This window comes from Alphaproteobacteria bacterium (assembly GCA_017308135.1).
Classification (GTDB): Bacteria; Pseudomonadota; Alphaproteobacteria; order CACIAM-22H2; family CACIAM-22H2; genus Tagaea.
On sequence record JAFKFM010000016.1, the window covers coordinates 1 to 21,405 of the forward strand.

The window sequence follows — 21,405 nt, forward strand, 5'->3', positions numbered from 1 at the left end:
AAAGGTGCGAACGAAACGCTGCGCGATCTGTTCTTCTCGAACATGTCGGAACGCGCGGGCAAAATGCTCAAGGAAGAAATCGAAGCGTTGGGCCCGGTGCGCGGCAAGGACGTGGCCGAAGCGCAAACCGCCATGGTCAACACCGCCAAAGAACTCGCCGCGAAGGACGAAATCGTCCTGTCGAAGGGCGGGGCCGGCGGTGCGGACGACCTCATCTACTAAGAAAGATCATGCACAGCGCCATCAGCAACTTCATCGCGCTTGCGGAGCGTGAGGCCGCCGCCCATGCCGACAGCGCCGATCGCGTGCTGGCCATCGCCCCGGCGATGCGCCGCTTGGCGCGCGAAGGAACGGGCGTTCTGACGCAAGATCAGATGCGCAGCGACCCCGCACATTATAACCGCAACGCGATCCATATCTGCCCGCAGGGCGACATCTCGCTGTTCGCGCTGGTGTGGCTGCCGGGCCAATGGACGCCGGTGCACGACCACGGATCGTGGGGCGTGGTCGGCGTGCTGCAAGGCCATTTGCAGGAACGCGCCTATATGCCGCGCGACGGCGAAATCAAAACCAATGACGGGATCGTGCTGCGCCGGGGCGGCGTGGTTCTGCTCGATCCGGGCTCGGTCTCGACCTTCGTGCCGAACCCCGACCATATCCACATGACCGGCGTGCCCGAGGATGGCGAGGTTTGCGTCTCGCTGCATCTCTACGGCCGCAATATGGATTCATTCCATATCTACGACGTCGCCGCCGGCACGCGGAAGCTGATCGACGTGCCGCACCAGAAGGTCGGGACGGATATCCGCAACTAAACTCCGTGCGTACGCGGATAGGCGCTGATCGGCGGCGGCGTATGCGCCGCCAGAAACGCGTCACTCGGGCGCAGGATTTCGATTTTCAACGGATGGCAGCGCGCCGTATCGCTCGAATGTTCGGCCGAGCAATCCCCGCCGGGGCACGCCGATAGCGCGCCGATCAAATCGATCTCGGCGAGGAACGTCAGGGAATCTCCGGGCCGCACCGGGCTCGCCTTCATGAAATATTGATGCGTGTCCTTGGTGAAGCCCGTGCACATGAACACGTTCAGCACGTCGTGAACGTGAAGCTCGGCCTGCTGCGCCGGCAGACCGCTGATCGCCGCGAAGGCGCGCGTCAGATTCGAATGGCAGCAATGATGATAGTCGCCGCCCGACAGCAGCCGATTGGTGTAGGGATCGCAGCGCGTGCCGATCACATCGTGCACGCCGCCGCCATGTTCGTCGAACCCGTACCAGGCGAGGCTATCGGCAACGATCGTCGCCATCGGCCGCAGATAGGGCAGCGTGCTCCACAGCCGATGGCCGCGCGTCACATGCGTGGCGTGCAACGCGCGCGTCTTGCCGCTGAAGAACCGCTCAGCCGGATCCGCCGCCGACCATAGATTCAGATCGCCGACCTGCGGGCCTTCGACGCCGACGATGCGGAAGAACCAGCCCGCCGGTACGCGGAACGCGCGCGCGTCGCGCGGCGGCACGATCACCGTTTCGGCGACGGCGGCCTCCGCCAATCCCATATCGAGCTTGCCGAGATCGGGCGGCGCCAAGCCTTCGACCGGATAGCAGAGCACGGGGCGGATGGCGCGGCGCGCGGCGGCGTCTTGGGGTTCCGTCATGATTCGAGCATAGCCGATTTCAGCGTTTCGCCGGATCGGGCGCGCCGATCCAGCGTGCGGCTTCCAGATCGCCCGACAGATCGCGCTGATAGGTCGGCACGATCCGCAATTCCGGAATCGTCGCGCGGGAAGGCAGCGTTGCGCAGAGCCGCACGGCTTGCGCCACGTCTTCGGGCGCCAGCATCGTCGCGCGCTCCGCGTCCGACGGCTTGCGCGGACGCAGCTCCATGATCGCCGTATCCGCTTCGCCCGGCACCACGGCAGTCGCGCGTATCCCTTGGTTGCGGAACGTGTTGTGGACGAACCCCATGAGATTGATCACGCCCGCCTTGGCGGCGCTATAGGCCGCCCCGCCGAGCAGCGTGCCGTTGAGCCCGGAATAGGACGCGATCGTCACGATCGTGCCCGCCTTCTTGGCCAGCATGTCCGGCAGCGCCGCCTGCGTCAGCGAAAACACGGCGGTGAGATTGAGATCGACGATGGCGCGCCACTCCGCCTCGGACATGAACTGGATATTGCGCACGCGACTGGAATGGCCCGCGTTGTTGACCAGGATATCGACCGCGCCAAGCGACGCCTTGATCTTCGCCACCGTCGCGGCGGCATCGTCGTGTTTGACGACGTCGAGCGGAAAGATTTTCGCCTTGCCGCCGATGGATTCGATCGCGGCTGTCGTCTCCGCGAGATTGGCTTCGCGCCTTCCGGCCAGCGCGAGTGTCGCCCCCTCGCCCGCCAGAGCCAAGGCGATCGCCCTGCCGATCCCCGAACCCGCACCGGTCACGAGCGCCACCTTGCCGTCCAACAAACCCATCGAATCCTCCCTTACGTATTTCTACCGAGTATGGCGGCGAATATTCCCCAAGGCGAGCGCCGGGAATTCGCCATCAAATGGGCGCATTCCGTTTCTAGACCGAAGGCGGAGACCGCAATCGCGAAAGAACGGAGGGCCCATGGCATCGACCATGACGGCATTCGCCGACGCGCCGGCGCAAATTCTCGAAGCACTGATGCGCGCCGTCACCGCGCTGCGCACGACATTCGAAGATCCGTTCCTGCGCGCGCACGCGCTGGAAAGCGGCGTACGCGTCGTGGCGATCGTGGTGTTGGCCGCGTTGGCGGCATGGATCGCGGCGCGCCTCGTCTCGCGCGCGGCCACGTCGCGCGCCCTGCGCTTCGCGGCGGAGATCGTCGCCCCCCTCACGCTCGTCGCCGTCGCGCATATCGCGATCGCGTTCCTCGCCCCCTCGCCCACCTTGCGCGACATTCTGATCGCCCTGGTTCTCGTCACCGCGTCGATCCAGATCGGCCTCGCGATCGGCCGTCTCGCCTTCAATCCCGAAGTGGCCGAATCGCGGCTCGTCCCCCTCGACGATTCCGCGGCGTTCCGCATCTATCTCTGGATCAAGCGCATCCTGGTCGCGATCGGGCTCGGCTTCGCCGCGACGCGCGTGGCGGAAATCATGAACGCCTCGCCGCTGATCATCGAAGCCATCCGCTGGATCGCGGGCGGCGCCGTCGCCGCGATTCTGATCGCCGGCATTCTCGGCTGCCGGCGCCGCATGGCGCGGTTGATCGCGGGCAAAGGCGGCGATTCCGGCGCGGCGCGGTTGCGCCGCATGATCGCCGGGCTTTGGCATTTGATTGCGATCGTCTACGTGCTCGTGGCGTTCGCCGTATGGGGCATGCATGTGCCCGGCGGCTTCGCCTTCCTGGCGCAGGGCACGGCGGTCACGTTCCTCGCCGTCGTCCTCGTCCAATTCTGCCTCGCCCAGATCGAAAGATTGTTCGAACGCCTGCGCGCCACGTCGCAAGCCTGGATGCGCAACGCCCCGGCCTTCGAATTGCGCGCGGGCAAATATCTGCGCAAAGCGCGCGTCGCCGCGATCTGGGCGGTGCGCATCGCGGGCGCTGCCGCCATCTTGCTCGCCTGGCAGATCGATCTCGGCGCGTTGCTGTCGACACCGGTCGGCGCGTTCGTGGCGCCGCGCCTCGCCGGGATCGCGGGCAGCTTGCTGCTCGCCTATATCGTGTGGGAAATCGCCGACGCGACGATCGCCTATCATCTCGACCGGCGCGACGCGAACGGCCAGATGCTGGTGCGCAATCAGCGCCTGCGCACGCTGCTGCCGCTGATCCGCAACGCGATCTTCCTGGTCATCGGCCTGCTGACCGCGCTGTCGGTGCTGTCGCAGATCGGCGTCAACGTCATGCCGCTGATCGCGGGGGCCGGCGTCGTGGGTCTCGCCATCGGCTTCGGCTCGCAAACGCTGGTGAAGGACGTCATCACCGGCATGTTCATCCTGGCCGAGGATACGGTGAATGTCGGCGACGTCGCCAACATCAACGGGACCGGCGGTTTCGTCGAAGGCATGACGATCCGAACGATCAAGCTGCGCGACATGTCGGGCGTCGTGCACACGATCCCCTTCGGCGCGATCACGCAGATCAGCAACCTCACGAAGGATTTTTCGTTCTATCTGCTCGACGTGCGCGTCGGCTATCGCGAGAACACCGATCGCGTGATCGCGGTCTTGCGCGAGATCTTCGCGGGCCTGGCGGCCGAAGACGCTTATCGCGACGACATCCTCGATGATTTGGAAGTGCTCGGCGTCGACAAGTTCGAGGAATCGGCAGTGCATATCGTGGCGCGGATCAAGACGCGCCCCATTCGCCAATGGGCGATCGGGCGCGAATTCAATCGCCGCATGAAGCTGCGCTTCGACGAACTCGGCATCGTCTTCCCGCTGCCGCGCCGCGAGATCGACGTCGCGCAAGGCCGCACCGCCCTGCCCGACGCGGTCGCCGCGCAAAGCTAACGCAGTTTGCCCAGGGCCAGCGCGTGGCTCATGCCGCCTTCGACATGGCGGCGCAGGGAATCGCAGGCGGCCGCGGCATCGCGGCGCATCGCGCAATCGACCATCTCGCGATGCTCGTTCGACGAAATGTCGCCGCGGAAGCTGAGGGACGTCATCATGTAGCGCAGATATTTGTCGAACACGCCGGCATGCGCCGCGATCAGCGTTTTCGAGCCGCAGGCGGAGATCAGCGCCTGATGGAATTCCCAATCGTAGCGCTTCCACTGCTCGGCCGTGTCGGGCACGCCCGCCGCCATGCGTTCCTCGAAGCGCGTCAACTTGTGATGCGCCGCGACGATCCGCGCTTCCCAATCCACGTCGCCCGCCTTGAACGAACGCTCGATCGCGTCGCATTCCAGCAGCAGGCGCAGTGCCGCGATTTCCTTGAGATTGGCGACGGAGACCGGCGAGACCTGGAACCCCTTCTGCCCTTCCGCGACCACAAGGCGTTCCGACGCGAGGCGATTGAGGATCTCGCGCAACGTGGAAACGCTGGCGCCGTAATCGGTTTTGAGCTTGTCGAGTTTCAGCTTCGCCGATGGCGCCAGCCGGCCCGCCAGAATGTCGGTGCGGATGCGCCGATAAATCGTGTCGGCCACCGTTTCGGCGGCATGTTCGGCGAGGACGACGATCTTGCCGCTCATGGCAGCACGCCCAATTTGCGCGTATGCGCGATGCAGCCATCGATATGCGCGCGCAGGATCGCGCAAGCGGCCGGCGCGTCGCGGCGCAGTGCGCAATCGAGCAGCTTCCTGTGCTCGTCGGCGGCGGCACGGCCGCGAAACACGACCGCGACCATCTGATAGCGCAGATACTGGTCGTAAACGTCGCCGTAGAGATCGAGCAGCGTCTGCGAACCGCAAGCGCCGATCAGCGCTTGATGGAATTCGCGGTCGTAGCCCTTCCATGTTTCGGTCGCTTGGGTTTCGCCCGCAAGCATCCGGCGTTCCATCGCTTCGAGCTTGTGATGGGCGGCGGCGACCGCCCCTTCCCATTCCACGTCGCCCGCCGCGAAACTGTCGCGGATCGCATGCGTTTCCAGCAGCAGGCGCAACGCCGCGACTTCCTCGAAATTCGCCATCGAGACGGGTGCGACATCGAAGCCGCGCTGGCCTTCCGCCACGACGAAGCCTTCCGACGTCAGCCGGTTCAGCACTTCGCGCAGCGTACTCACGCTCGCCCCGTAATCCTGGACGAGTCGATCCATGCGCAGGCGCTTTCCCGGCGCCAAGCGCCCGAAAATGATATCGCCCCGGACCTTGTCGTAGGTCTTGTCGGCGAGGGTCCCGGTTTGGAGATCGAAAGCCATGCGAATCCTTGCCCTTAGCCGGCAGGGTACATCACCCCAACCGGCGTCGGGGAAAATACGACGTCATCCATAATATATGAGATTTTGTCTTTTTTCATTGACTATGATCTTTATCCAATCAAATCTCTCGCATCGGACGCGCAAACCGCGCCGCCATTGATTGGGAGGACCCCTCATGAATTTCACACCGTCTCGCCGCGCCTTCTTGGCCACCGGCGCCGCTTCGCTCGCGATGGGCAGCGCCGCTTTCGCCCAAGCCAAACCGACGATCCGCTTCTCGGCCGTGTTCTCCGAACAGGACATCCGCGCCGAGATGATGAAGCGCTTTTCGGCGGCGGTCGAAGCCGACTACACGATGCAGCTCTTTTACGGCGGCAACCTGTTCAAGCAGGGCACCGAACTCGTCGCGCTTCAGCGCGGCAATCTCGAGATGGGCAATATCGCCCCGCAGGACGTGTCGAACCAGATCCCGGCGTGGTCGATCATGACCGCCGCCTATCTGTTCCGCGACGCCGCCCATCTGCAAAAAGTGTTCGCGAGCGACGTCGGCCAGCAGATGAAGAACATGGCCGAAGAACAGCTCGGCATCCGCATCCTCGCACCCACCTATTTCGGCGCGCGCCATGTCGGCCTGCGCGGCCGCAAGAAGATCGAAACGCCCGCCGATCTCGCCGGCGTGAAGCTGCGCATGCCCGGCGGCGACGCGTGGCAGTTCCTGGGCCAGTCGATCGGCGCCAATCCGGTGCCGATGGCCTATGCCGAGGTCTATACGGGCCTGCAGACCGGCGCCATCGACGGCCAGGACAACCCGCTGCCGAACGTGCAGAACATGAAGTTCTACGAGGTCAGCAACCAGATCATCCTGACCTCGCATCTCGTCGGCTTCGATCTGCTGACCGTGTCGGCCCGCACCTGGCGCGCGATGAGCGAAGCCAAGCGCGCGCAGTTCCAGGCGGCGGCCGACGCGGCCGTGGGCTGGAGCAACGCCGAGCACGCGAAGAAGGAAGGCGAGCTGGTCGCGTTCTTCAAGGCGCAGGGTCTGGACGTGTACGAGCCGAACTTGGCCGCGTTCCGCGACTTCGCGCAGAAGAAATACCTTGCCTCCGACCTCGCCAAGGCGTGGCCGGCCGGCATGGTCGATAAGATCAACGCGCTCTGAGGCGATGACGCGCGTCGCGAAAATTCTGGCGAAGGGGGCCGAGGCCGTCGCGGTGGCGATGCTCGCCGCGATGTTCCTCGCCTTCCTGATCCAGATCGTATTCCGCTACGCGCTCAACTTCCCGGTCGGATGGACGCACGAACTCAGCATCGTGCTGTGGATCTGGCTCGTTCTATGGGCGGCCGCGTTCGTCCTGCGCGAGGACGAGGAAATCCGCTTCGACCTTCTCTACGGCGCGGTCGGCGACGGAACCAGGCGCGTCATGTGCCTGGTGACCGCCGCCGGCCTCGTCGGCCTCTATCTCGTTTCGCTGCCCGCGATCGCCGATTACGTCGCCTTCATGCGCGTGCAGCGCACGGCCTATATGAAAATCCGCTTCGACTGGCTTTATCTCATCTACGTGATCTTCGCCGTCGCCGCGATCGTCCGCTATCTGTGGCTGGGCTTCCGCGCGTTGAAGGGCGGCGCACCGGACGCCTTCGATCCCACCAAAGCGAATTCGGGCGTATGAACTTCGCATCCCCCTGGTCGATCGCCCTGGTCGCGATCACGCTGCTGTCGCTGCTGGGACTGCCCATCGGTCACGCGATGATCGCGGGCTCGATCCTGTATCTCCTGCTTGCCGGGCAGGATATGGGCATCGCCGCCGAGCAGATCCTGAACGGCATGTACAACAACTACATCATCCTGGCCGTGCCGCTGTTCGTGCTGGCGGCGGAGCTGATGAATATCGGCAGCATGACCGACCGCCTGCTCGGCTTCTGCAACGCGCTGGTCGGGCGCTTCCGCGGCGGCCTCGCCCAGGTCAACGTGCTGCAAAGCGTGATTTTCGCGGGCATGTCGGGCTCGGCCATCGCCGACGCGGCGGGAACCGGCAAGATGATGCAGGTCATGATGACCCGCGACAACCGCTACACGGCGAGCTTCGCGGCGGCGCTGACGGCGGCGTCCTCGGTCATCGGGCCGATCATCCCGCCGTCGATCCCGATGGTGCTCTACGCGCTGATCTCCGACGCGTCGATCGGGTTCCTGTTCCTGGGCGGCGTGGTCCCCGGCTTGCTGATGGCGGCGTCGCAAATGCTGATCGTCGACTGGCAGGCGAAGGTCAAAAAATTCCCGGTCGAAAAACCGGTACCGATCCGCGAGATCCCCGGCATCACCTGGCGCGCGTTGCCGACACTGATGATGCCGGTCGTGCTGCTCGGCGGCATCTATGGCGGCGTGACGACGCCGACCGAAGCGGCGGCCGTCGCCGCCGCCTACGCGTTGATGATTTCGGCCGGGCTCTATCGCAGCGTGGGCTTCCGCGATCTTTACGGCGCGTTGATGCGCAGCATGCGCGTTTCGGCGTCGATCGGCATGCTGATCGCGGGCGCGCTGGTGCTGAATTATATCGTCACGATCGAGAACATCCCCGAACTGCTGAAGAATCTGATCGCGGGCTGGAATTTGAGCCAGATCGAGTTCCTGATCCTGGTCAACGTGATCCTGCTGATCCTCGGCTGTATTCTGGAAGGCACGACGATCCTGCTGGTCATCGTGCCCGTGCTGTTGCCGACCGCCAAAGCGCTGGGGGTCGACATGATCCATTTCGGCGTCGTCGCAGTGTTCAACATCATGCTGGGGCTGATCACGCCGCCCTACGGTTTGCTGCTGTTCATCATGACCAACATCGCGAAAGTGCCGTTGCGCGACCTCGTGCGCGACGTGCTGCCCTTCCTGTGGGCGATGATCGCGGCGCTGGCGCTGATCACCTTCGTGCCGGAAACGGTTTTGTGGCTGCCCCGCGCGATGGGCTACCAGGGTTAAACGCATGTCGAAGCCGATCTACGTTCTCAACGGTCCCAACCTCAACCGCCTGGGCAAGCGCGAGCCGGAAATCTACGGCCGCACGACGCTGGCGGAGGTCGAAGCGATGTGCCGCGAAGCGGCCGGCGATGTGCCGCTCGAATTCCGCCAGACCAACAGCGAAGAGACTCTGATCGGGTGGATTCACGAGGCAATCGACCGCCCCGCCGCCGGTATCCTGATCAACCCCGCCGCCTTCACCTTCACCTCGATGGCGGTGATGGATGCGCTCAAAATGTTCCCCGGCCCGATCGTCGAGTTCCACATCTCCAACATCCATAAGCGCGAGCCGATCTATCATCGCTCGTTGATGTCGCCCGTCGTGACGACGGTCATCGCCGGCCTGGGTGCGGGCGGCTATCCCGTCGCGATCGACGCGATGCGCCGTCTGCTGATCGCGGCCTGATGGCGGTGCGGGGGAAACCCATGTCCCTCGACGGCAATACGCGGATCATCGCGCATATCGGCGACCCGACGGCGACGTTCAAGGCGCCGATGATCTACAACCCGTATTTCGAAGCGAACGGCATCAACGCCTGCGTCGTGCCGATGGGCGTACGCGCGGGCGACTTCGCCGCAGCACTCCCCGTTATCTTCCGCTTCACGAATGTCGACGGCGCGCTGATCACGATGCCGCACAAGGTCTCGGTCGTCGCGATGCTGGACGAGGCGAGCCCCGCCGTGCGCATCGCGGGGGCCTGCAACGCGGTCAAGCGCGATGCCGACGGCAGGCTGATCGGCGACATGTTCGACGGCGAAGGATTCGTGCGCGGTGTGAAGCGCAAAGGCCAGCGTATCGAGGGCGCGCGCGCATTGATCGTCGGCGCCGGCGGTGTCGGCTCAGCCATCGCGGCGTCGCTGGCGGCCTCGGGGGCGGCCCGGATCGCGCTTCACGATCTCGACGCGGCGGCGATGGACGGCCTCGCCGCGCGCCTCGTGCGCCACTACCCCGCTTTGCGCGTCGAAACCGGCGACAACGATCCGCGCGGTTTCGATATCGTGGTCAACGCCACACCGCTGGGCATGAACGCGGGCGATCCCATGCCGTTGGACGTTTCGCTGCTCGAACCCGAAACTTTCGTGGGCGAAGTGGTGATGAAGGCGGAAACGACCGCCTTCCTGTCGGCCGCCAAAGCGCGCGGTTGCCGCACGCAGATCGGTGTGGATATGCTGTTCGAACAAATCCCCGCCTATCTCGAATTCTTCGGCTTCGCCACCACGACGCCCGAAACGCTGCGCGCCCACGCCCGCATCTCCTATTGAGGGGTTCCCGCCATGCGCACATCGATCGCCACGGTCTGCCTGTCGGGAAATCTGCGCGAGAAGCTGGAAGCGATCGCCGCCGCTGGGTTCCGCGCGGTCGAGCTGTTCGAGAATGATCTGATCGCGCATCCGGGCTCGCCCAAGGAAGTACGCGCCCTGTGCGAAGATCTGGGCCTCAAGATCGTCACGTGCCAGCCCTTCCGCGATTTCGAAGGCATGCCGGCGGAAAAGCGCGCGCGCACCTTCGACCGTGCCGAGCGGAAGTTCGATCTGCTGCACGAACTCGGCACCGATCTGCTGTTCGTGTGTTCGAGCGTGGCGCCGGACGCGCAAGGCGGCATCGACCGCCTCGCCGCCGATTTCAAGGAGCTGGGCGAGCGCGCCGCCAAGCGCGGACTTCGCGTCGCTTACGAAGCGCTCGCCTGGGGCAAGCATATCAACGACTATCGCGACGCCTGGGAAGTGGTGCGCCGCGCCAACCATCCGCAAGTCGGCACGGTGCTCGACACGTTCCATATCTTCGCGCGCGGGCTCGACCTCGAACCCATCCGCGCGATCCCGGGCGACCGCATCTTCTTGGTCCAGATCGCCGACGCGCCGAAGCTGCAGATGGACTATCTCTCCTGGGGCCGCCATTGGCGCTGCCTGCCGGGCCAAGGCGATTTCGACATGGTCGCCTTCATGGATGCGCTGACCGCCACCGGCTATGACGGCCATCTGTCGCTGGAAATTTTCAACGATCGCTTCCGCGCGGGCTCCGCGCGCTCGGTGGCGCTCGACGGCCGCCGCTCGCTGATCGCGCTGATGGACGAAACCCAGCGCAAGTCGAAACTCGCCGTGCCGGGTGCCGTGAAGATGCCCCCGCCCGCCCCGGTGCGCAAAGTCGAATTCGTCGAGTTCGCGGTCGACGAAGGCGACCGGCCGGGCTTCGAAAAATTCCTGACGGCGCTCGGCTTCGCCAAGACCGGCCAGCACCGGTCCAAGGACGTGTCGCTATGGGGCCAGGGCGAAATCCGCATCGTGCTGAACAGCGACAAGGAAGGCTTCGCGCATTCCTATCAGATCACGCATGGCACGTCGGTCTGCGCGCTGGCGCTGAACGTGCCCAATGCGACCGCGACGCTCGAACGCGCGCGCGCCTTGCTCGATACGCCGCATAAGGGCGCGGTCAGCCCCGGCGAGCTCGACATTCCCGCCGTACGCGGCGTGGGCGGCAGCTTGCTCTATTTCGTCGACGGCGCGCTCGGCAAATGGTCGGAGGTGGATTTCGTCCCCACCGGCATGCCGGCCGCGGGTACTGGCCTGTTCGCGGTCGATCACGTCTCGCAGAGCATGCAGTACGAGGAAATGCTGACCTGGCTGCTGTTCTACACCTCGCTGCTCGACGCGCGGAAGACGCCCACGCAAGCCGTGCTCGATCCCGGCGGTGTCGTCCAGAGCCAGGTCGTCGAAAGCGGCCTCGGCGCCAAGGATGCGACCGGGTTCCGCCTTGTGCTCAACGGCTCGCAAAGCCATCGCACGCTGTCGGCGAAGTTCGTCACCGATTTCTTCGGTTCGGGCGTGCAGCATATCGCGCTGCGCACCGCCGACATCAAGGCGACGGTCGCCGCACTCAGAGCGGGCGGCGTCGATATGCTGTCGATCCCGGAGAATTATTACGACGATCTGGAAGTTCGTACCGACCTATCGCCCGCCGAGATCGACGCTTTCAAGGCGCTGAATATTCTCTACGACCGCGACGCGGGCGGCACGTTCCTGCAAGCCTATACGGCCACGCTCGACGGCGGGTTCTTCTTCGAGATCGTGCAGCGCGATGGCTATGCCGGCTACGGTGCCGCGAATGCGGGCATCCGCCTCGCCGCGCAAGCCCGCCTCGCCCGGCCCGCCATTCAGGGTTAAGTCTTCGGCTTCGCCCCGATCGTGCCGATATCGAACGGCGACGATTGATAGATCACGTTGATCCAGTTCGCGAAGAATAGATGCGCGTGGCTGCGCCAGCGATTGGCGGGCGGGCGCTGGGGATCGTCGTTCTCGAAATAATGCGCGGGCAACGCGATTTCCGAGCCCGCCTTCACGTCGCGGAAATACTCGTTCGCCAGCGTGTCGGAATCGTATTCGAAGTGGTTGAACATGTAGAGCGTGCGGCGCGCTTGTTCTTCGACCAAGCATATTCCCGCGTCGTCGGAATCGAGCAGTGGCTTCAACCCGTCGATCACCGCGACGTCTTCGCGGCGCGTTTCCGTCCAGCGCGACACCGGGATCGCCAGATCGTCGGAAATGCCGCGCAAATACGGCGACGCCGGCGCCAGATTGCGATGCGGGAATACGCCGAATTTTTTCGCCGGCAGCGCATGCTTTGGCACGCCGTGGAAGTGACGCAACGCCGCTTGCGCCGCCCAGCAGATATGCAGCGCCGAATGGACATGCGTGCGCGTCCAATCGAAGATGCGGCACAGCTCGTCCCAGTACGAAACCTCTTCGAACGGCATTTTTTCGACCGGCGCGCCGGTAACGATGATGCCGTCGAATTTCTCCGCGCTGATATCCGCCCAGGGGCGATAGAAGGCCGACATGTGATCGGCCGCCGTGTTGCGCGACACGTGATCGGTCGGCTTCACCAGCGTCAATTCGATCTGCAACGGTGTGGCACCCAGCAAACGCGCGAATTGCGTTTCGGTGCGGATCTTGTCCGGCATCAGGTTCAGCAGCGCCACGCGCAGGGGGCGGATGTCCTGGCGGATGGCGTCTTTCTCGCGCATCACGACGACGCCTTCGGACTCCAAAGCGGCGACGGCGGGTAGATCGTCCGGAATCTTGATCGGCATTTCGTGCGGGTTCGTCGGGGCAAGAACGGCGGGAGAAGGGCATTACCCCTCCCGGCCCGGCTCCGCAACCGATAGCGACCCAGCCGCCGCCGAAGCCCCCGCCCAGCAGGTCGCGATTCGGATATCCGGCGAGTCATAATTTATAAAAAATGGACGGCCTGAATACCCAAAATACCGAATTCACCAATAAATTCGGTATTTTGGATGGGTTTTCCCCAGGTATTTAGCTGGATTGACTCCCATATCGGTCATTTTTTATAAATTATGAAATAGTGAGGACATCGCCTTGAAGATCACCGAACTGCGCGTCTACGCCCTGCATGCTTCCTTCGCCAAGATCTATGGCGGCATCGAGCGCGTGCCGATGAGCCTGCGCCGCCCGGCCGCCCATTTCCAGCGGATCGAGCGTAGCGGCCAGTTCTCCACCATTGTCGAAACGGCCGACGAGAACGGCCATCGCGGCTGGGGCGAGGCCTTCGGCCTGCCGCATCCGCGCATGTCAGCCTCGTTGATCGAGAACGTGATCCGCCCAGCATTGCTCGGCGTCGAATTCGAAACGCCGGCCGACGCCTATCGCGATCTCAAAGCCTATTTCTTCGCGCTCGGCCAAACGCGCGGCCCCGCGATGGAAGCGCTGAGCGCCGTCGACAGCGCGTTGTGGGACATGAAAGCGCGCGCGGCGGGTCAACCTTTGTGCCGCTTGCTGGGCGGCACGCCCGGCAAGGTCACCGCCTATGTCGGCTCGGTGCCGTTCTTTCCGACGACGGGCGAGTCCATCGAGCGCGCATTGGAATTCGCCGAGAAGGGCTTCAAGGGCGTGAAGCTGAAAGTCGGCCGGGGTGCGTCGACCGATGCCGCGCATGTCGCCGCGTTGCGCCAAGCGCTGGGCGGCGACATGCCGATCATGCTCGACGCCAATGCGGCTTACGACGTCGACGGCGCGATCGAAGTCGCCAAGGCCGTGGCGCCCTATGGCGTGATGTGGCTCGAAGAACCGATCCCGCCGGACGATGCCGCAGCACTCGCCAAAGTGCGCAAGCATTCGCCCGTCCCGATCGGCGCCGGCGAAAATGAATTCGACATCGCGCAATTCACGCGCTTCGCCGAGGCGGGCGCGCTCGACTTCGTGCAGCCCAATATCACGCGCGCGGGCGGTGTGTCCGGCATGATGGCGATCGACGCGCTGTGCACCAAGCATGGCATGAAGCTCGCCCCGCACGGCGTAGGCTCCGCCATCGGCGTATCGACCGCCTTGCATGCCTGCCGGGCCGCGAAGAACTTCGTCTGCTACGAGGCGAACCGCCTGCTCAATCCGCTGCGCGACGAACTTTCCCAAGTGCCGCTGCAATACGCCGACGGCGCCTTCGAAGCGCAAGACCGGCCCGGCCATGGCGCCGAGCCGAAACCGGAAATGCTCGCCGCCTTCGCCAGCGACGATCAATCGACGGGAGGCCGGCATGCAGCCGAGTGAACGCGCGGGTTTCTTCGACGAAACGCCCGAAGGCCCCGGCGAAACCGTGGCCGACGCGATCTATCGTCGTCTGGTCGAAGCGATCCTGTTCGGCGATCTGGCCGCCAGCGAGCGTTTGATCCTGCAAGACCTCGCGGATCGTTTCCAGGTCAGCCTGACGCCGATCCGCGAAGCGTTGCAGCGCCTCGCCGCCGAAGGCTTCATCGAAGCCACACCGCGTCGCGGCTATCGCATTCGCGTGCCCTCGCCCCGCCATGTCGCGGAACTCTGGCAGGTGCGCATCGGCCTCGAACAGAACGCGGGCGAGCTCGCGGTCGCATCGTTGATGCGCGGCGAGAACGCGCAAGCCGTGCGCCGCCTCGAGGAAATCCAGCGCGAGCTGGACGCGCCGGGCGAGTTGACGCATCGCCGCCATATCGAGCTCAACGCGCTGTTCCATCAGACGCTGATCGAAGCCTCGGGCAACCGCCTGCTCGCGACGATCTATCACGGCATCCAGATGCAATTGCTCGGCGCCTGGGTCCAGCGCGGCAGCGACGGCTGGCGCGCGCGCCTCGCCAGCGAAAGTGCCGAACACGCCGCGATCATCAACGCGCTGGTCGCGCGCGACGCGCCCGGCCTTGCCACCGCCATCCGCCTGCATCTCGGGCGCTCGCTCGACGGGGCGCTCCGCGATATCGCCGCCCAATCCGAAACAGTCAAACCATAACCGACCACCAAGGGAGAAGACGCAGATGAAACGCCAATTCACGCGGCGCGCCGCTTTGCTCGCCGGACTTGCGATCGCGACACTCGCGGGCGGTATGGCCGAGGCCAGCGCCCAGACGATCCGCATGTGGACCTTCCTCAACCCCGCCGGCAACGCGCCGCGCGAGAAGGCGTTGGCCGAGATCATCGCCAATTTCGAGAAGGCCAATCCCGGCGCCAAGGTCTCGGTCGAACCGCAAGTCTGGGACCAGATGACGCCGAAATTCCTGGCGGCGGCGCAGCAGGGCACGGCGCCCGACATCGTATGGGTCATCACCGACCTGCTCGGCGACGCGATCAAGTCGGGTTCGCTCGCCGATCTCAACAAGCTGTTCGTCGACAAATGGTCGGCCGACCGCAAGAAGGACAATGCCGGCGCCTATTGGGATCTCTGCCAAGTCGACGGCAAGCAATACTGCATGTTCCAGTCGCGCAACTATGTCGGCCTCTATTATCGGCCCGACCTGCTGAAGGAAGCGGGCATCGATCCCGACAAGCTAACGACTTGGCCCGCCTTCATCGACGCGGCGAAGAAGCTAACGGCGAAGGACTCGTCCGGCGCCGTCACGCGTTACGGCTTCGGTCAGGCGTGGAGCGAGGCCCAGCCCGATCCGCAGATCGTGATCCCGTACATGCTGGCCAAGCAAGGCGATCTGTTCGACAAGCAAGGGCGTGCGCGCTTCGCAACGCAAGCCGGCATCGAAGGCCTGACGCTGCAGACCGACATGGTGACCAAGCACGAAGTGACGCCCAAGCTTGTCACGAGTTGGACCGTGGACGACCTCTACGAACAATTCAGCGCCGGCCGCGTGGCGATGATCACGGGGGCGAGCGTGCGCGTCTCGACGCTGCAAGCGCGCATGGGCAAGGACAAGGTCGGCTTCATGCTTTACCCAGGCGTGGACGGCAAGCCGCACTCGCCGGGCGTGATGGCGGGCTGGGCCGTCGGCGTATGGTCGAAGGGCAAGAATGTCGATCTCGCCGGCAAGTTCGTCGAGTACATGGGTGGCGTCGAAGCCGACAAGATTTGGGTCAATGTCGGCGGCCAGACGCCGGGTCTTGCCTCCACACCGGCGACGATGCCCGAATTCTTCGCCGATCCGGCCAACGCCTATCTCGCGGTCGCGGGCAAAGGTTCGGCCACGGCGGGCTGGCTGGCGCCCATCGCGTTCAGCGTCGGCGGCTATCGCCAGGCGTTGAACAAGGCGGCGCAGGAAGTCGTGACCAACGGCTTGTCGCCGAAGGAAGCGCTGGAACGCGCCGAGCGCGACTTCAACCGCCGCAACAACCGCTGACGATCCGGGGCGGATGCGCCGAACGCATCCGCCCCTTCTTTCTTCGACGAAATATCAAGGTCCATGCGCAGCAGCACCGTCAGCGCCTATTCCTATATCGCCCCGGCCTTCGCGCTGTTGGGCCTCGTGTTGTTCGCGCCGGTCTTCTACGGCGGCTGGTACAGCCTGCAGGATATCCGCTACGGCGCGCCGATGGGCTTCGCCGGTTTCAAGAATTTCGCGCGCCTGCTGGACGAGCCCGATATGGGCGCCACGCTGCTGCGCACGTTCATCCATACCGGCTTCTCGGTCGTCATCACGATCGCGATCGCGCTGGGCCTCGCGGTGTGGATCGACCGCCTCGCCCCGCGCTTCGCCTTCCTGGTGCAGATCATCGTGATCGTGCCGTGGATCATCTCGACCGTCGTGGCGGCCCTGCTGTTCCGCTGGGTCTTCCTCAACGATATCGGCCTCGCCGCTTGGGCCGCGCGCGCGCTCGGCTTCGGCAGTTTCCAGCCGCTGACCTCGCCCGCCGGCGCCATGTCGCTGCTGATCGCGATCTCGGTATGGAAGCGCATCGGCTATGCCGTCATCATCCTGCTCGCGGGCCTCAAAGGCATTCCCGACGACTACACCGAAGCCGCGCGCATCGACGGCGCGAACGGCTGGCAGGTTTTCCGGCGCATCACGCTGCCGCTGCTGAAGACGCCGCTGCTGCTGGTCGCGATCGTGCTGACGCTCTCCAACATCAACACGGTCGAAACGCCACTGGTCACGACCGGCGGCGGCCCCGGCGACGCGACGCGCATTCTGGCGATCGACGTCTACGAACGCGCCTTCGTTAATTTCGACCTGGGCGGGGCGACCGCGATGGCGCTGCTGATGTTCGCCGGGAATATCGTTCTGGTCGTCGCCTATGTCCGCTTCACCAAGTGGAAGGCCTGACGATGAGCGGTGCGTCGTCTTCCGCCCTCCTCCGCCCGAAACTCGGGCTCGGCGCCAGTCTGGCGCTGATCCTGCCCATCGCGGCGCTGGTCGTGATCAATCTGCTGCCCTTGTTCTGGGGCATGCTGACCTCGATCAAGCCCGAAAGCGTGATCTTCGCGATGCCGCCCCGCTTCGTCGGGTTCGAGCCGACGAACGCGCATTACGAGCGCGTGTTCGTTTCGGGCTTCGCGCAAAGCTTCCTGATCAGCTTGTTCTATTCGGGCGTGGCGGTCGTGATGGCGCTGGCTTGCGCGCTCCCCGCCGCCTATGCCTTCGACCGCTTCACCTTTCCCTTCCGGCAAAGCCTGTTCCTGCTGGTGGTCGCGTCGATCCCGCTATCGCTGGGCGCGGCCGCATTGCTGATTCCCAACTACGTTTATTTTGTCCATCTCGGCTTGGTGAACACCCCCTACGCGCTGCCGTTGATCTACGCCGCGCACCAATTGCCGATGGCGATCTGGGTCGTGAAGGGCACGATCGAAGGTATTCCACGCGAGTTGGACGAGGCCGCGATCATCGACGGTGCCACGCGCTTCGGCGTGCTGCGCCATGTCATGCTGCCCTTGTCGCGCCCGGCATTGGGTGCGGCGGGTACGCTTGCTTTCGTCGGATCGTGGAACGAATTCGTCGCCGGATCGGTGATGATCGATGCACCCTGGCTCAGGCCCATCCAGCCGCTGATCTACAGCTTCATCGGCTTCTTCGGCCGCGAATGGGGGCCGCTGACCGCCGCCGCCACGCTCGCCATCGTGCCCATTTTGATCGTGTTCGCCCTGCTCGGCCGGTTGATCGTCTCCGGCCTGACCAAGGGTTCGGTAAAAGGCTGACATGAACATCGTGAAGAATATCGGCGTGAACCTCGCGCAAATCGTCATCGACGCGGCGGCCGCCAAGGCGCGCGAAATCGGCGTGCCGCAGAACATCGCCGTGGTCGACGCGGCGGGCCATCTCGTCGCCTTCCATCGCATGGACGGGGCGAAGTTCATCGCCATCGATATCGCGATCAACAAGGCCTTCACCGCCGCCGGATCGCGCAAGCCCACCTCGGCCTTGGCCGCCGCCGCACAGCCCGGTGTGGCCGGCTTCGGCGTCAACACCCAGCTTCAAGGCCGCTTCACCATTCTGGCGGGCGGCTTGCCGTTGACGCTACCGGGCACCGAGGATGTGGTCGGCGCGATCGGCGTGAGCTCCGGCTCGACCGCACAAGACGCGGAAGTCGCCGAGGCGGGGTTACAGGCCTTCCTGGCGAAAGCATGAGCATCGATTTCGCGATCGTCGGGGGCGGGTCGGCCGGTAGCGTGCTGGCGAGCCGCCTGTCCGAAGATCCCGCCACGCAGGTGATGCTGATCGAAGCCGGGCGCGATCTGCCGCCGGGGCGCGAAACGCCCGCGATCCTCGACATGTATCCGGGTCTCGCGGCGTTCGATCCCGGCAATCATTGGAAAGATCTGCCCGCGCGGTTGGGGCCGATCAGCCACAACGATCCCGGCAGCTGGCCGCAAACGCGGCTTTACGAACAAGCGCGCTTGATGGGCGGCGGGTCGAGCATCAACGGCCAGATCGCCAATCGCGGCACGCCCGACGATTACGACGAATGGGTCCGCATGGGCGCCGCCGGTTGGGGCTGGGAAGGTGTTCTGCCCTATTTCCGCAAGCTCGAACGCGATCTCGATTTCGACGGGCCGTTGCACGGGCAAAGCGGGCCGATCCCGATCCATCGCATCCCGCGCGACAAATGGCCGTTGCTGTCGATCGCGACGGAGGAAGCCTTCCGCGCACTGGGCTTCGCCGGGCTCGCCGACCAGAACGGCGAATATGGCGACGGCGTCTTCCCGATGACGCTGTCGAACGACGGCGTACATCGCGTTTCGACCGCACGCGGCTATCTCACCACCGACGTGCGCAAGCGTCCGAACTTGATGATCGTCTCGGATACCGAAGTCGCGGGATTCGTATGGAACGGCAAGGCCGTCACCGGCCTCAAACTTCGCCAGGGCGATACGACGCGCGAGATCGCGGTGCGCGAGACGATCGTCTCGGCCGGCGCGCTGCAATCGCCCGGCTTGCTGCTGCGCGAAGGCATCGGCGACGCGCTCGCCCTGCAGCGCATGGGCCTGACCCCGCGCGCGGACCTACCCGGCGTCGGCCGGAACTTGCAGGAGCATCCCGGCATTTCCGTGTCCGCATTGCTGCGGCCCGAAGCGCGGCTCAAAGGCACGACGCGCCGGCATATTCATCTGGGCTTGCGCTATTCGTCGGGTATCGGCGCCGATCCGAACGACATGTTCCTGATGGCTGCCGCCAAATCCGCCTGGCATCCGCTGGGCGAGCGTATCGCGACCTTCATCGCCTGGATCAACAAGCCCGCGTCGCGCGGCAGCGTCGTTCTGGAACGCCAGGGCGAACGCTTGAAGCCGGTCGCCAATTTCCAGTTCCTCGCCGAAGCCTCTGACCGCGCGCGCTTGAAGGATGCGGTGCGCTTGATGGCGCGGCTGGTCGAGACCGATCCGCTCGCACGGCATTTGATCGCGCCCGCCCCGTCGAGTTACGGCGGCTGGGCGAAGAAGCTTGGCCTTAAAACCTTCCGCAATTACGCGCTGACCGCGACGGCGGGGCTGATGCTTGACGCGATCCCGGCCTTGCGCAAAACCTTCGCGCGCGAGTTCGTCGGCGGCGGCAAGTTGATCGACGAATTGATCGCCGACGATGCGGCGCTGGAAGCGCATCTCGTGGCCAAGAGCTTCGGCCAATGGCATCCCTGCGGCACGTGCAAGATGGGCACGGCGAACGACCGCGACGCGGTGATCTCCCCCGTCGACGCGCGCGTGCATGGCGTCGGCGGTTTGCGCGTGGTCGATGCGTCGGTCATGCCCAGCGTGCCGCGCGCCAATCTCAACATTCCGACGATCATGGTCGCGGAGAAAATGGCCGATTCGATCAAGCGTTCGCGCTAATCCTCGACGCATTCCGGCGGCAGATCGAATCCGCCCGCCACGTTGACCACCGCCTGGCGTTCCAACGCCGCATAATTGCCCCGCGATTGGCGCGGGCAATCGCGCGCGAAACCGCCCGCGACCAGCAAGGCCGCCACATCCTTGCCGTTCACCCGGCAGCGCGCCAGCGGCAAGCGTTCCGCCATCTGGCCCGTGGTGATGCAAGTGACCGGATTGCCCGCGATCAATTGGCGCAAATGCTGCGCGGCGGTGTAACCGCCATACTCGTTCGGCCGGGGCGCGGCGATGCCCCACAGGCGATAGCGCTGGCCCGCGATGCTCACCACGTCGCCGCGCTCCGCCTCGATCGGCATCGCCGATTCCGGACGCGCGATGCCGCCGTCGCGGGGAATGGCGCCGCTTTCGATCTGATCCGACCGATCCTGCAAGCGGCGCTGAAGCTCGTGATTGAGGTCGATCGGGAAATTCGTCTGCGCCGCCGCGGCGGCGGGCAGAAGCAGCAAGATGAGGACGAACGCGCGCATCATTCGACCAGCATCCGCCAGCTATGGCCGAGCCTTGTATAGCTCGCGAAGCCGACCGGGACGGCGAGAACAATCGCCATCAGCATCCATTTGCGCGAAGACGCATCGACCGGCCGCGACATCCGCCAGCAGCCGAGCAACGCCAGGGAAATCGCGCCGATCGCGAAACCGCCGATCACATCCGCCCAGCTATGCGACGTCGTCTCGACCCGCGACCAGCCCGACAGCAGCGCGATCGGAACGATGAACGGCAGGTTGCGCCACATGCCGCCGCGCCCGCCCATCAAGATCGAGATCATGCCGCCATAGAAGGCGACCGCGACGCAGACATGGCCGCTGGGAAAATGCGGAAACTCGGCGCTGCCGCGCAGCAGCGTTTTGAGAAGGCCGGTCGTCGCGGCGGCGAGCACGAAAGCGATCGCCCAGCGCAAGGCGGGTTCGGCGGCCCCGCGCGCCATCAGCATCAGCACGCCGGCCGCCAGCAGCGGCGCCACGAAGCCGACATCTGCGAGCGTGTTCAGCAGCTCCATGACGC

General features: G+C 64.9%; 23 protein-coding genes. 16 read left to right on the forward strand and 7 right to left on the reverse strand.

Annotated elements, in window-relative coordinates; all coding sequences use genetic code 11:
• Both J0H39_24900 and J0H39_24905 read left to right on the forward strand, forming a co-directional pair.
• On the forward strand, positions 1–222 hold a 222-nt coding region (locus tag J0H39_24900), incomplete at its 5' end, for a flagellar motor switch protein FliG (protein MBN9500002.1).
• A gap of 5 nt (positions 223–227) precedes the next feature.
• Complete coding sequence (locus tag J0H39_24905) at positions 228–815, forward strand: cysteine dioxygenase family protein (GenBank protein MBN9500003.1); 588 nt, start codon at positions 228–230, stop codon at positions 813–815.
• Here J0H39_24905 and J0H39_24910 read toward each other — a convergent pair.
• Together J0H39_24910 and J0H39_24915 are read right to left on the reverse strand one after the other, a co-directional pair.
• On the reverse strand, positions 812–1,654 hold the full coding sequence (locus J0H39_24910; GenBank protein ID MBN9500004.1) for a DUF1989 domain-containing protein: 843 nt from the start codon (positions 1,652–1,654) through the stop codon (positions 812–814). The two genes, J0H39_24905 and J0H39_24910, sit on opposite strands and share 4 nt — an antisense overlap.
• A 19-nt stretch (positions 1,655–1,673) precedes the next feature.
• On the reverse strand, positions 1,674–2,465 hold the full coding sequence (locus tag J0H39_24915; protein ID MBN9500005.1) for an SDR family oxidoreductase: 792 nt from the start codon (positions 2,463–2,465) through the stop codon (positions 1,674–1,676).
• Between the two features lie 139 nt (positions 2,466–2,604).
• Here J0H39_24915 and J0H39_24920 point away from each other — a divergent pair, with 139 nt between their 5' ends.
• Complete coding sequence (locus J0H39_24920; GenBank protein ID MBN9500006.1) at positions 2,605–4,470, forward strand: mechanosensitive ion channel; 1,866 nt, start codon at positions 2,605–2,607, stop codon at positions 4,468–4,470.
• On the opposite strand, the gene J0H39_24925 is transcribed toward J0H39_24920, so the two are convergent.
• Together J0H39_24925 and J0H39_24930 are read right to left on the reverse strand one after the other, a co-directional pair.
• Positions 4,467–5,153, reverse strand: coding sequence for a GntR family transcriptional regulator (locus J0H39_24925; protein ID MBN9500007.1), 687 nt, complete (start codon positions 5,151–5,153; stop codon positions 4,467–4,469). The genes J0H39_24920 and J0H39_24925 overlap by 4 nt on opposite strands.
• On the reverse strand, positions 5,150–5,818 hold the full coding sequence (locus J0H39_24930) for a GntR family transcriptional regulator (GenBank protein MBN9500008.1): 669 nt from the start codon (positions 5,816–5,818) through the stop codon (positions 5,150–5,152). The genes J0H39_24925 and J0H39_24930 overlap by 4 nt, the downstream gene beginning before the upstream one ends.
• 175 nt (positions 5,819–5,993) lie before the next feature.
• Here J0H39_24930 and dctP point away from each other — a divergent pair, with 175 nt between their 5' ends.
• Genes dctP through J0H39_24960 form a run of 6 tightly spaced genes read left to right on the forward strand, consistent with a single transcriptional unit; the run spans position 5,994 to position 11,987 of the window.
• Complete coding sequence (gene dctP / locus J0H39_24935; protein MBN9500009.1) at positions 5,994–6,977, forward strand: TRAP transporter substrate-binding protein DctP; 984 nt, start codon at positions 5,994–5,996, stop codon at positions 6,975–6,977.
• A gap of 4 nt (positions 6,978–6,981) precedes the next feature.
• Positions 6,982–7,488, forward strand: coding sequence for a TRAP transporter small permease (locus J0H39_24940; protein ID MBN9500010.1), 507 nt, complete (start codon positions 6,982–6,984; stop codon positions 7,486–7,488).
• Complete coding sequence (locus tag J0H39_24945; protein MBN9500011.1) at positions 7,485–8,786, forward strand: TRAP transporter large permease; 1,302 nt, start codon at positions 7,485–7,487, stop codon at positions 8,784–8,786. Before J0H39_24940 ends, J0H39_24945 begins: the two co-directional genes overlap by 4 nt.
• A 4-nt stretch (positions 8,787–8,790) precedes the next feature.
• Positions 8,791–9,231 carry a 3-dehydroquinate dehydratase gene (locus J0H39_24950; protein MBN9500012.1) on the forward strand — a complete coding sequence of 147 codons (441 nt, stop codon included), beginning with the start codon at positions 8,791–8,793 and terminating at the stop codon, positions 9,229–9,231.
• A gap of 20 nt (positions 9,232–9,251) precedes the next feature.
• A complete protein-coding gene (locus J0H39_24955; protein ID MBN9500013.1) occupies positions 9,252–10,088 on the forward strand; it encodes a ThiF family adenylyltransferase in 837 nt (278 codons plus the stop codon).
• A gap of 12 nt (positions 10,089–10,100) precedes the next feature.
• On the forward strand, positions 10,101–11,987 hold the full coding sequence (locus tag J0H39_24960; GenBank protein ID MBN9500014.1) for a sugar phosphate isomerase/epimerase and 4-hydroxyphenylpyruvate domain-containing protein: 1,887 nt from the start codon (positions 10,101–10,103) through the stop codon (positions 11,985–11,987).
• Here J0H39_24960 and J0H39_24965 read toward each other — a convergent pair.
• Positions 11,984–12,913 carry a homoserine O-succinyltransferase gene (locus J0H39_24965; GenBank protein MBN9500015.1) on the reverse strand — a complete coding sequence of 310 codons (930 nt, stop codon included), beginning with the start codon at positions 12,911–12,913 and terminating at the stop codon, positions 11,984–11,986. The two genes, J0H39_24960 and J0H39_24965, sit on opposite strands and share 4 nt — an antisense overlap.
• A 286-nt stretch (positions 12,914–13,199) precedes the next feature.
• Between J0H39_24965 and J0H39_24970 the strand changes: the two genes are divergently transcribed.
• The 7 genes from J0H39_24970 (at position 13,200) to J0H39_25000 (ending at position 20,346) form a co-directional block, all read left to right on the forward strand.
• Positions 13,200–14,384 (forward strand): mandelate racemase/muconate lactonizing enzyme family protein, encoded by a 1,185-nt coding sequence (locus J0H39_24970; GenBank protein MBN9500016.1) that lies wholly within the window; start codon positions 13,200–13,202, stop codon positions 14,382–14,384.
• Positions 14,371–15,093 (forward strand): GntR family transcriptional regulator, encoded by a 723-nt coding sequence (locus tag J0H39_24975; GenBank protein ID MBN9500017.1) that lies wholly within the window; start codon positions 14,371–14,373, stop codon positions 15,091–15,093. Before J0H39_24970 ends, J0H39_24975 begins: the two co-directional genes overlap by 14 nt.
• A gap of 25 nt (positions 15,094–15,118) precedes the next feature.
• Positions 15,119–16,426, forward strand: coding sequence for a sugar ABC transporter substrate-binding protein (locus tag J0H39_24980; protein MBN9500018.1), 1,308 nt, complete (start codon positions 15,119–15,121; stop codon positions 16,424–16,426).
• A 63-nt stretch (positions 16,427–16,489) separates the two neighbouring features.
• Positions 16,490–17,350, forward strand: a complete 861-nt coding sequence (locus tag J0H39_24985) for a sugar ABC transporter permease (protein ID MBN9500019.1) — start codon at positions 16,490–16,492, stop codon at positions 17,348–17,350.
• Positions 17,351–17,352: 2 nt separating this feature from the next.
• The gene (locus J0H39_24990) at positions 17,353–18,219 is read left to right on the forward strand and encodes a carbohydrate ABC transporter permease (protein ID MBN9500020.1); all 867 of its coding nucleotides are present in this window, start codon (positions 17,353–17,355) and stop codon (positions 18,217–18,219) included.
• Between the two features lies 1 nt (position 18,220).
• Complete coding sequence (locus J0H39_24995) at positions 18,221–18,649, forward strand: heme-binding protein (GenBank protein MBN9500021.1); 429 nt, start codon at positions 18,221–18,223, stop codon at positions 18,647–18,649.
• Positions 18,646–20,346, forward strand: coding sequence for a GMC family oxidoreductase N-terminal domain-containing protein (locus J0H39_25000; GenBank protein MBN9500022.1), 1,701 nt, complete (start codon positions 18,646–18,648; stop codon positions 20,344–20,346). Before J0H39_24995 ends, J0H39_25000 begins: the two co-directional genes overlap by 4 nt.
• Here the strand turns inward: J0H39_25000 and J0H39_25005 are convergent.
• A complete protein-coding gene (locus J0H39_25005; protein ID MBN9500023.1) occupies positions 20,343–20,873 on the reverse strand; it encodes a hypothetical protein in 531 nt (176 codons plus the stop codon). The two genes, J0H39_25000 and J0H39_25005, sit on opposite strands and share 4 nt — an antisense overlap.
• The gene (locus J0H39_25010; GenBank protein MBN9500024.1) at positions 20,870–21,400 is read right to left on the reverse strand and encodes a phosphatase PAP2 family protein; all 531 of its coding nucleotides are present in this window, start codon (positions 21,398–21,400) and stop codon (positions 20,870–20,872) included. Before J0H39_25010 ends, J0H39_25005 begins: the two co-directional genes overlap by 4 nt.
• Positions 21,401–21,405: the final 5 nt, after the last annotated feature.

Bases quoted from the DNA above. Each gene is read 5' to 3' on its own strand.
- J0H39_24910 (MBN9500004.1), bottom strand. From the start codon at position 1,654: ATGACGGAACCCCAAGACGCCGCCGCGCGCCGCGCCATCCGCCCCGTG.
- J0H39_24915 (MBN9500005.1), bottom strand. From the start codon at position 2,465: ATGGGTTTGTTGGACGGCAAGGTGGCGCTCGTGACCGGTGCGGGTTCG.
- J0H39_24920 (MBN9500006.1), top strand. From the start codon at position 2,605: ATGGCATCGACCATGACGGCATTCGCCGACGCGCCGGCGCAAATTCTC.
- J0H39_24925 (MBN9500007.1), bottom strand. From the start codon at position 5,153: ATGAGCGGCAAGATCGTCGTCCTCGCCGAACATGCCGCCGAAACGGTG.
- J0H39_24930 (MBN9500008.1), bottom strand. From the start codon at position 5,818: ATGGCTTTCGATCTCCAAACCGGGACCCTCGCCGACAAGACCTACGAC.
- dctP (MBN9500009.1), top strand. From the start codon at position 5,994: ATGAATTTCACACCGTCTCGCCGCGCCTTCTTGGCCACCGGCGCCGCT.
- J0H39_24940 (MBN9500010.1), top strand. From the start codon at position 6,982: ATGACGCGCGTCGCGAAAATTCTGGCGAAGGGGGCCGAGGCCGTCGCG.
- J0H39_24945 (MBN9500011.1), top strand. From the start codon at position 7,485: ATGAACTTCGCATCCCCCTGGTCGATCGCCCTGGTCGCGATCACGCTG.
- J0H39_24950 (MBN9500012.1), top strand. From the start codon at position 8,791: ATGTCGAAGCCGATCTACGTTCTCAACGGTCCCAACCTCAACCGCCTG.
- J0H39_24955 (MBN9500013.1), top strand. From the start codon at position 9,252: ATGTCCCTCGACGGCAATACGCGGATCATCGCGCATATCGGCGACCCG.
- J0H39_24960 (MBN9500014.1), top strand. From the start codon at position 10,101: ATGCGCACATCGATCGCCACGGTCTGCCTGTCGGGAAATCTGCGCGAG.
- J0H39_24965 (MBN9500015.1), bottom strand. From the start codon at position 12,913: ATGCCGATCAAGATTCCGGACGATCTACCCGCCGTCGCCGCTTTGGAG.
- J0H39_24975 (MBN9500017.1), top strand. From the start codon at position 14,371: ATGCAGCCGAGTGAACGCGCGGGTTTCTTCGACGAAACGCCCGAAGGC.
- J0H39_24980 (MBN9500018.1), top strand. From the start codon at position 15,119: ATGAAACGCCAATTCACGCGGCGCGCCGCTTTGCTCGCCGGACTTGCG.
- J0H39_24985 (MBN9500019.1), top strand. From the start codon at position 16,490: ATGCGCAGCAGCACCGTCAGCGCCTATTCCTATATCGCCCCGGCCTTC.
- J0H39_24990 (MBN9500020.1), top strand. From the start codon at position 17,353: ATGAGCGGTGCGTCGTCTTCCGCCCTCCTCCGCCCGAAACTCGGGCTC.
- J0H39_24995 (MBN9500021.1), top strand. From the start codon at position 18,221: ATGAACATCGTGAAGAATATCGGCGTGAACCTCGCGCAAATCGTCATC.
- J0H39_25000 (MBN9500022.1), top strand. From the start codon at position 18,646: ATGAGCATCGATTTCGCGATCGTCGGGGGCGGGTCGGCCGGTAGCGTG.
- J0H39_25005 (MBN9500023.1), bottom strand. From the start codon at position 20,873: ATGATGCGCGCGTTCGTCCTCATCTTGCTGCTTCTGCCCGCCGCCGCG.
- J0H39_25010 (MBN9500024.1), bottom strand. From the start codon at position 21,400: ATGGAGCTGCTGAACACGCTCGCAGATGTCGGCTTCGTGGCGCCGCTG.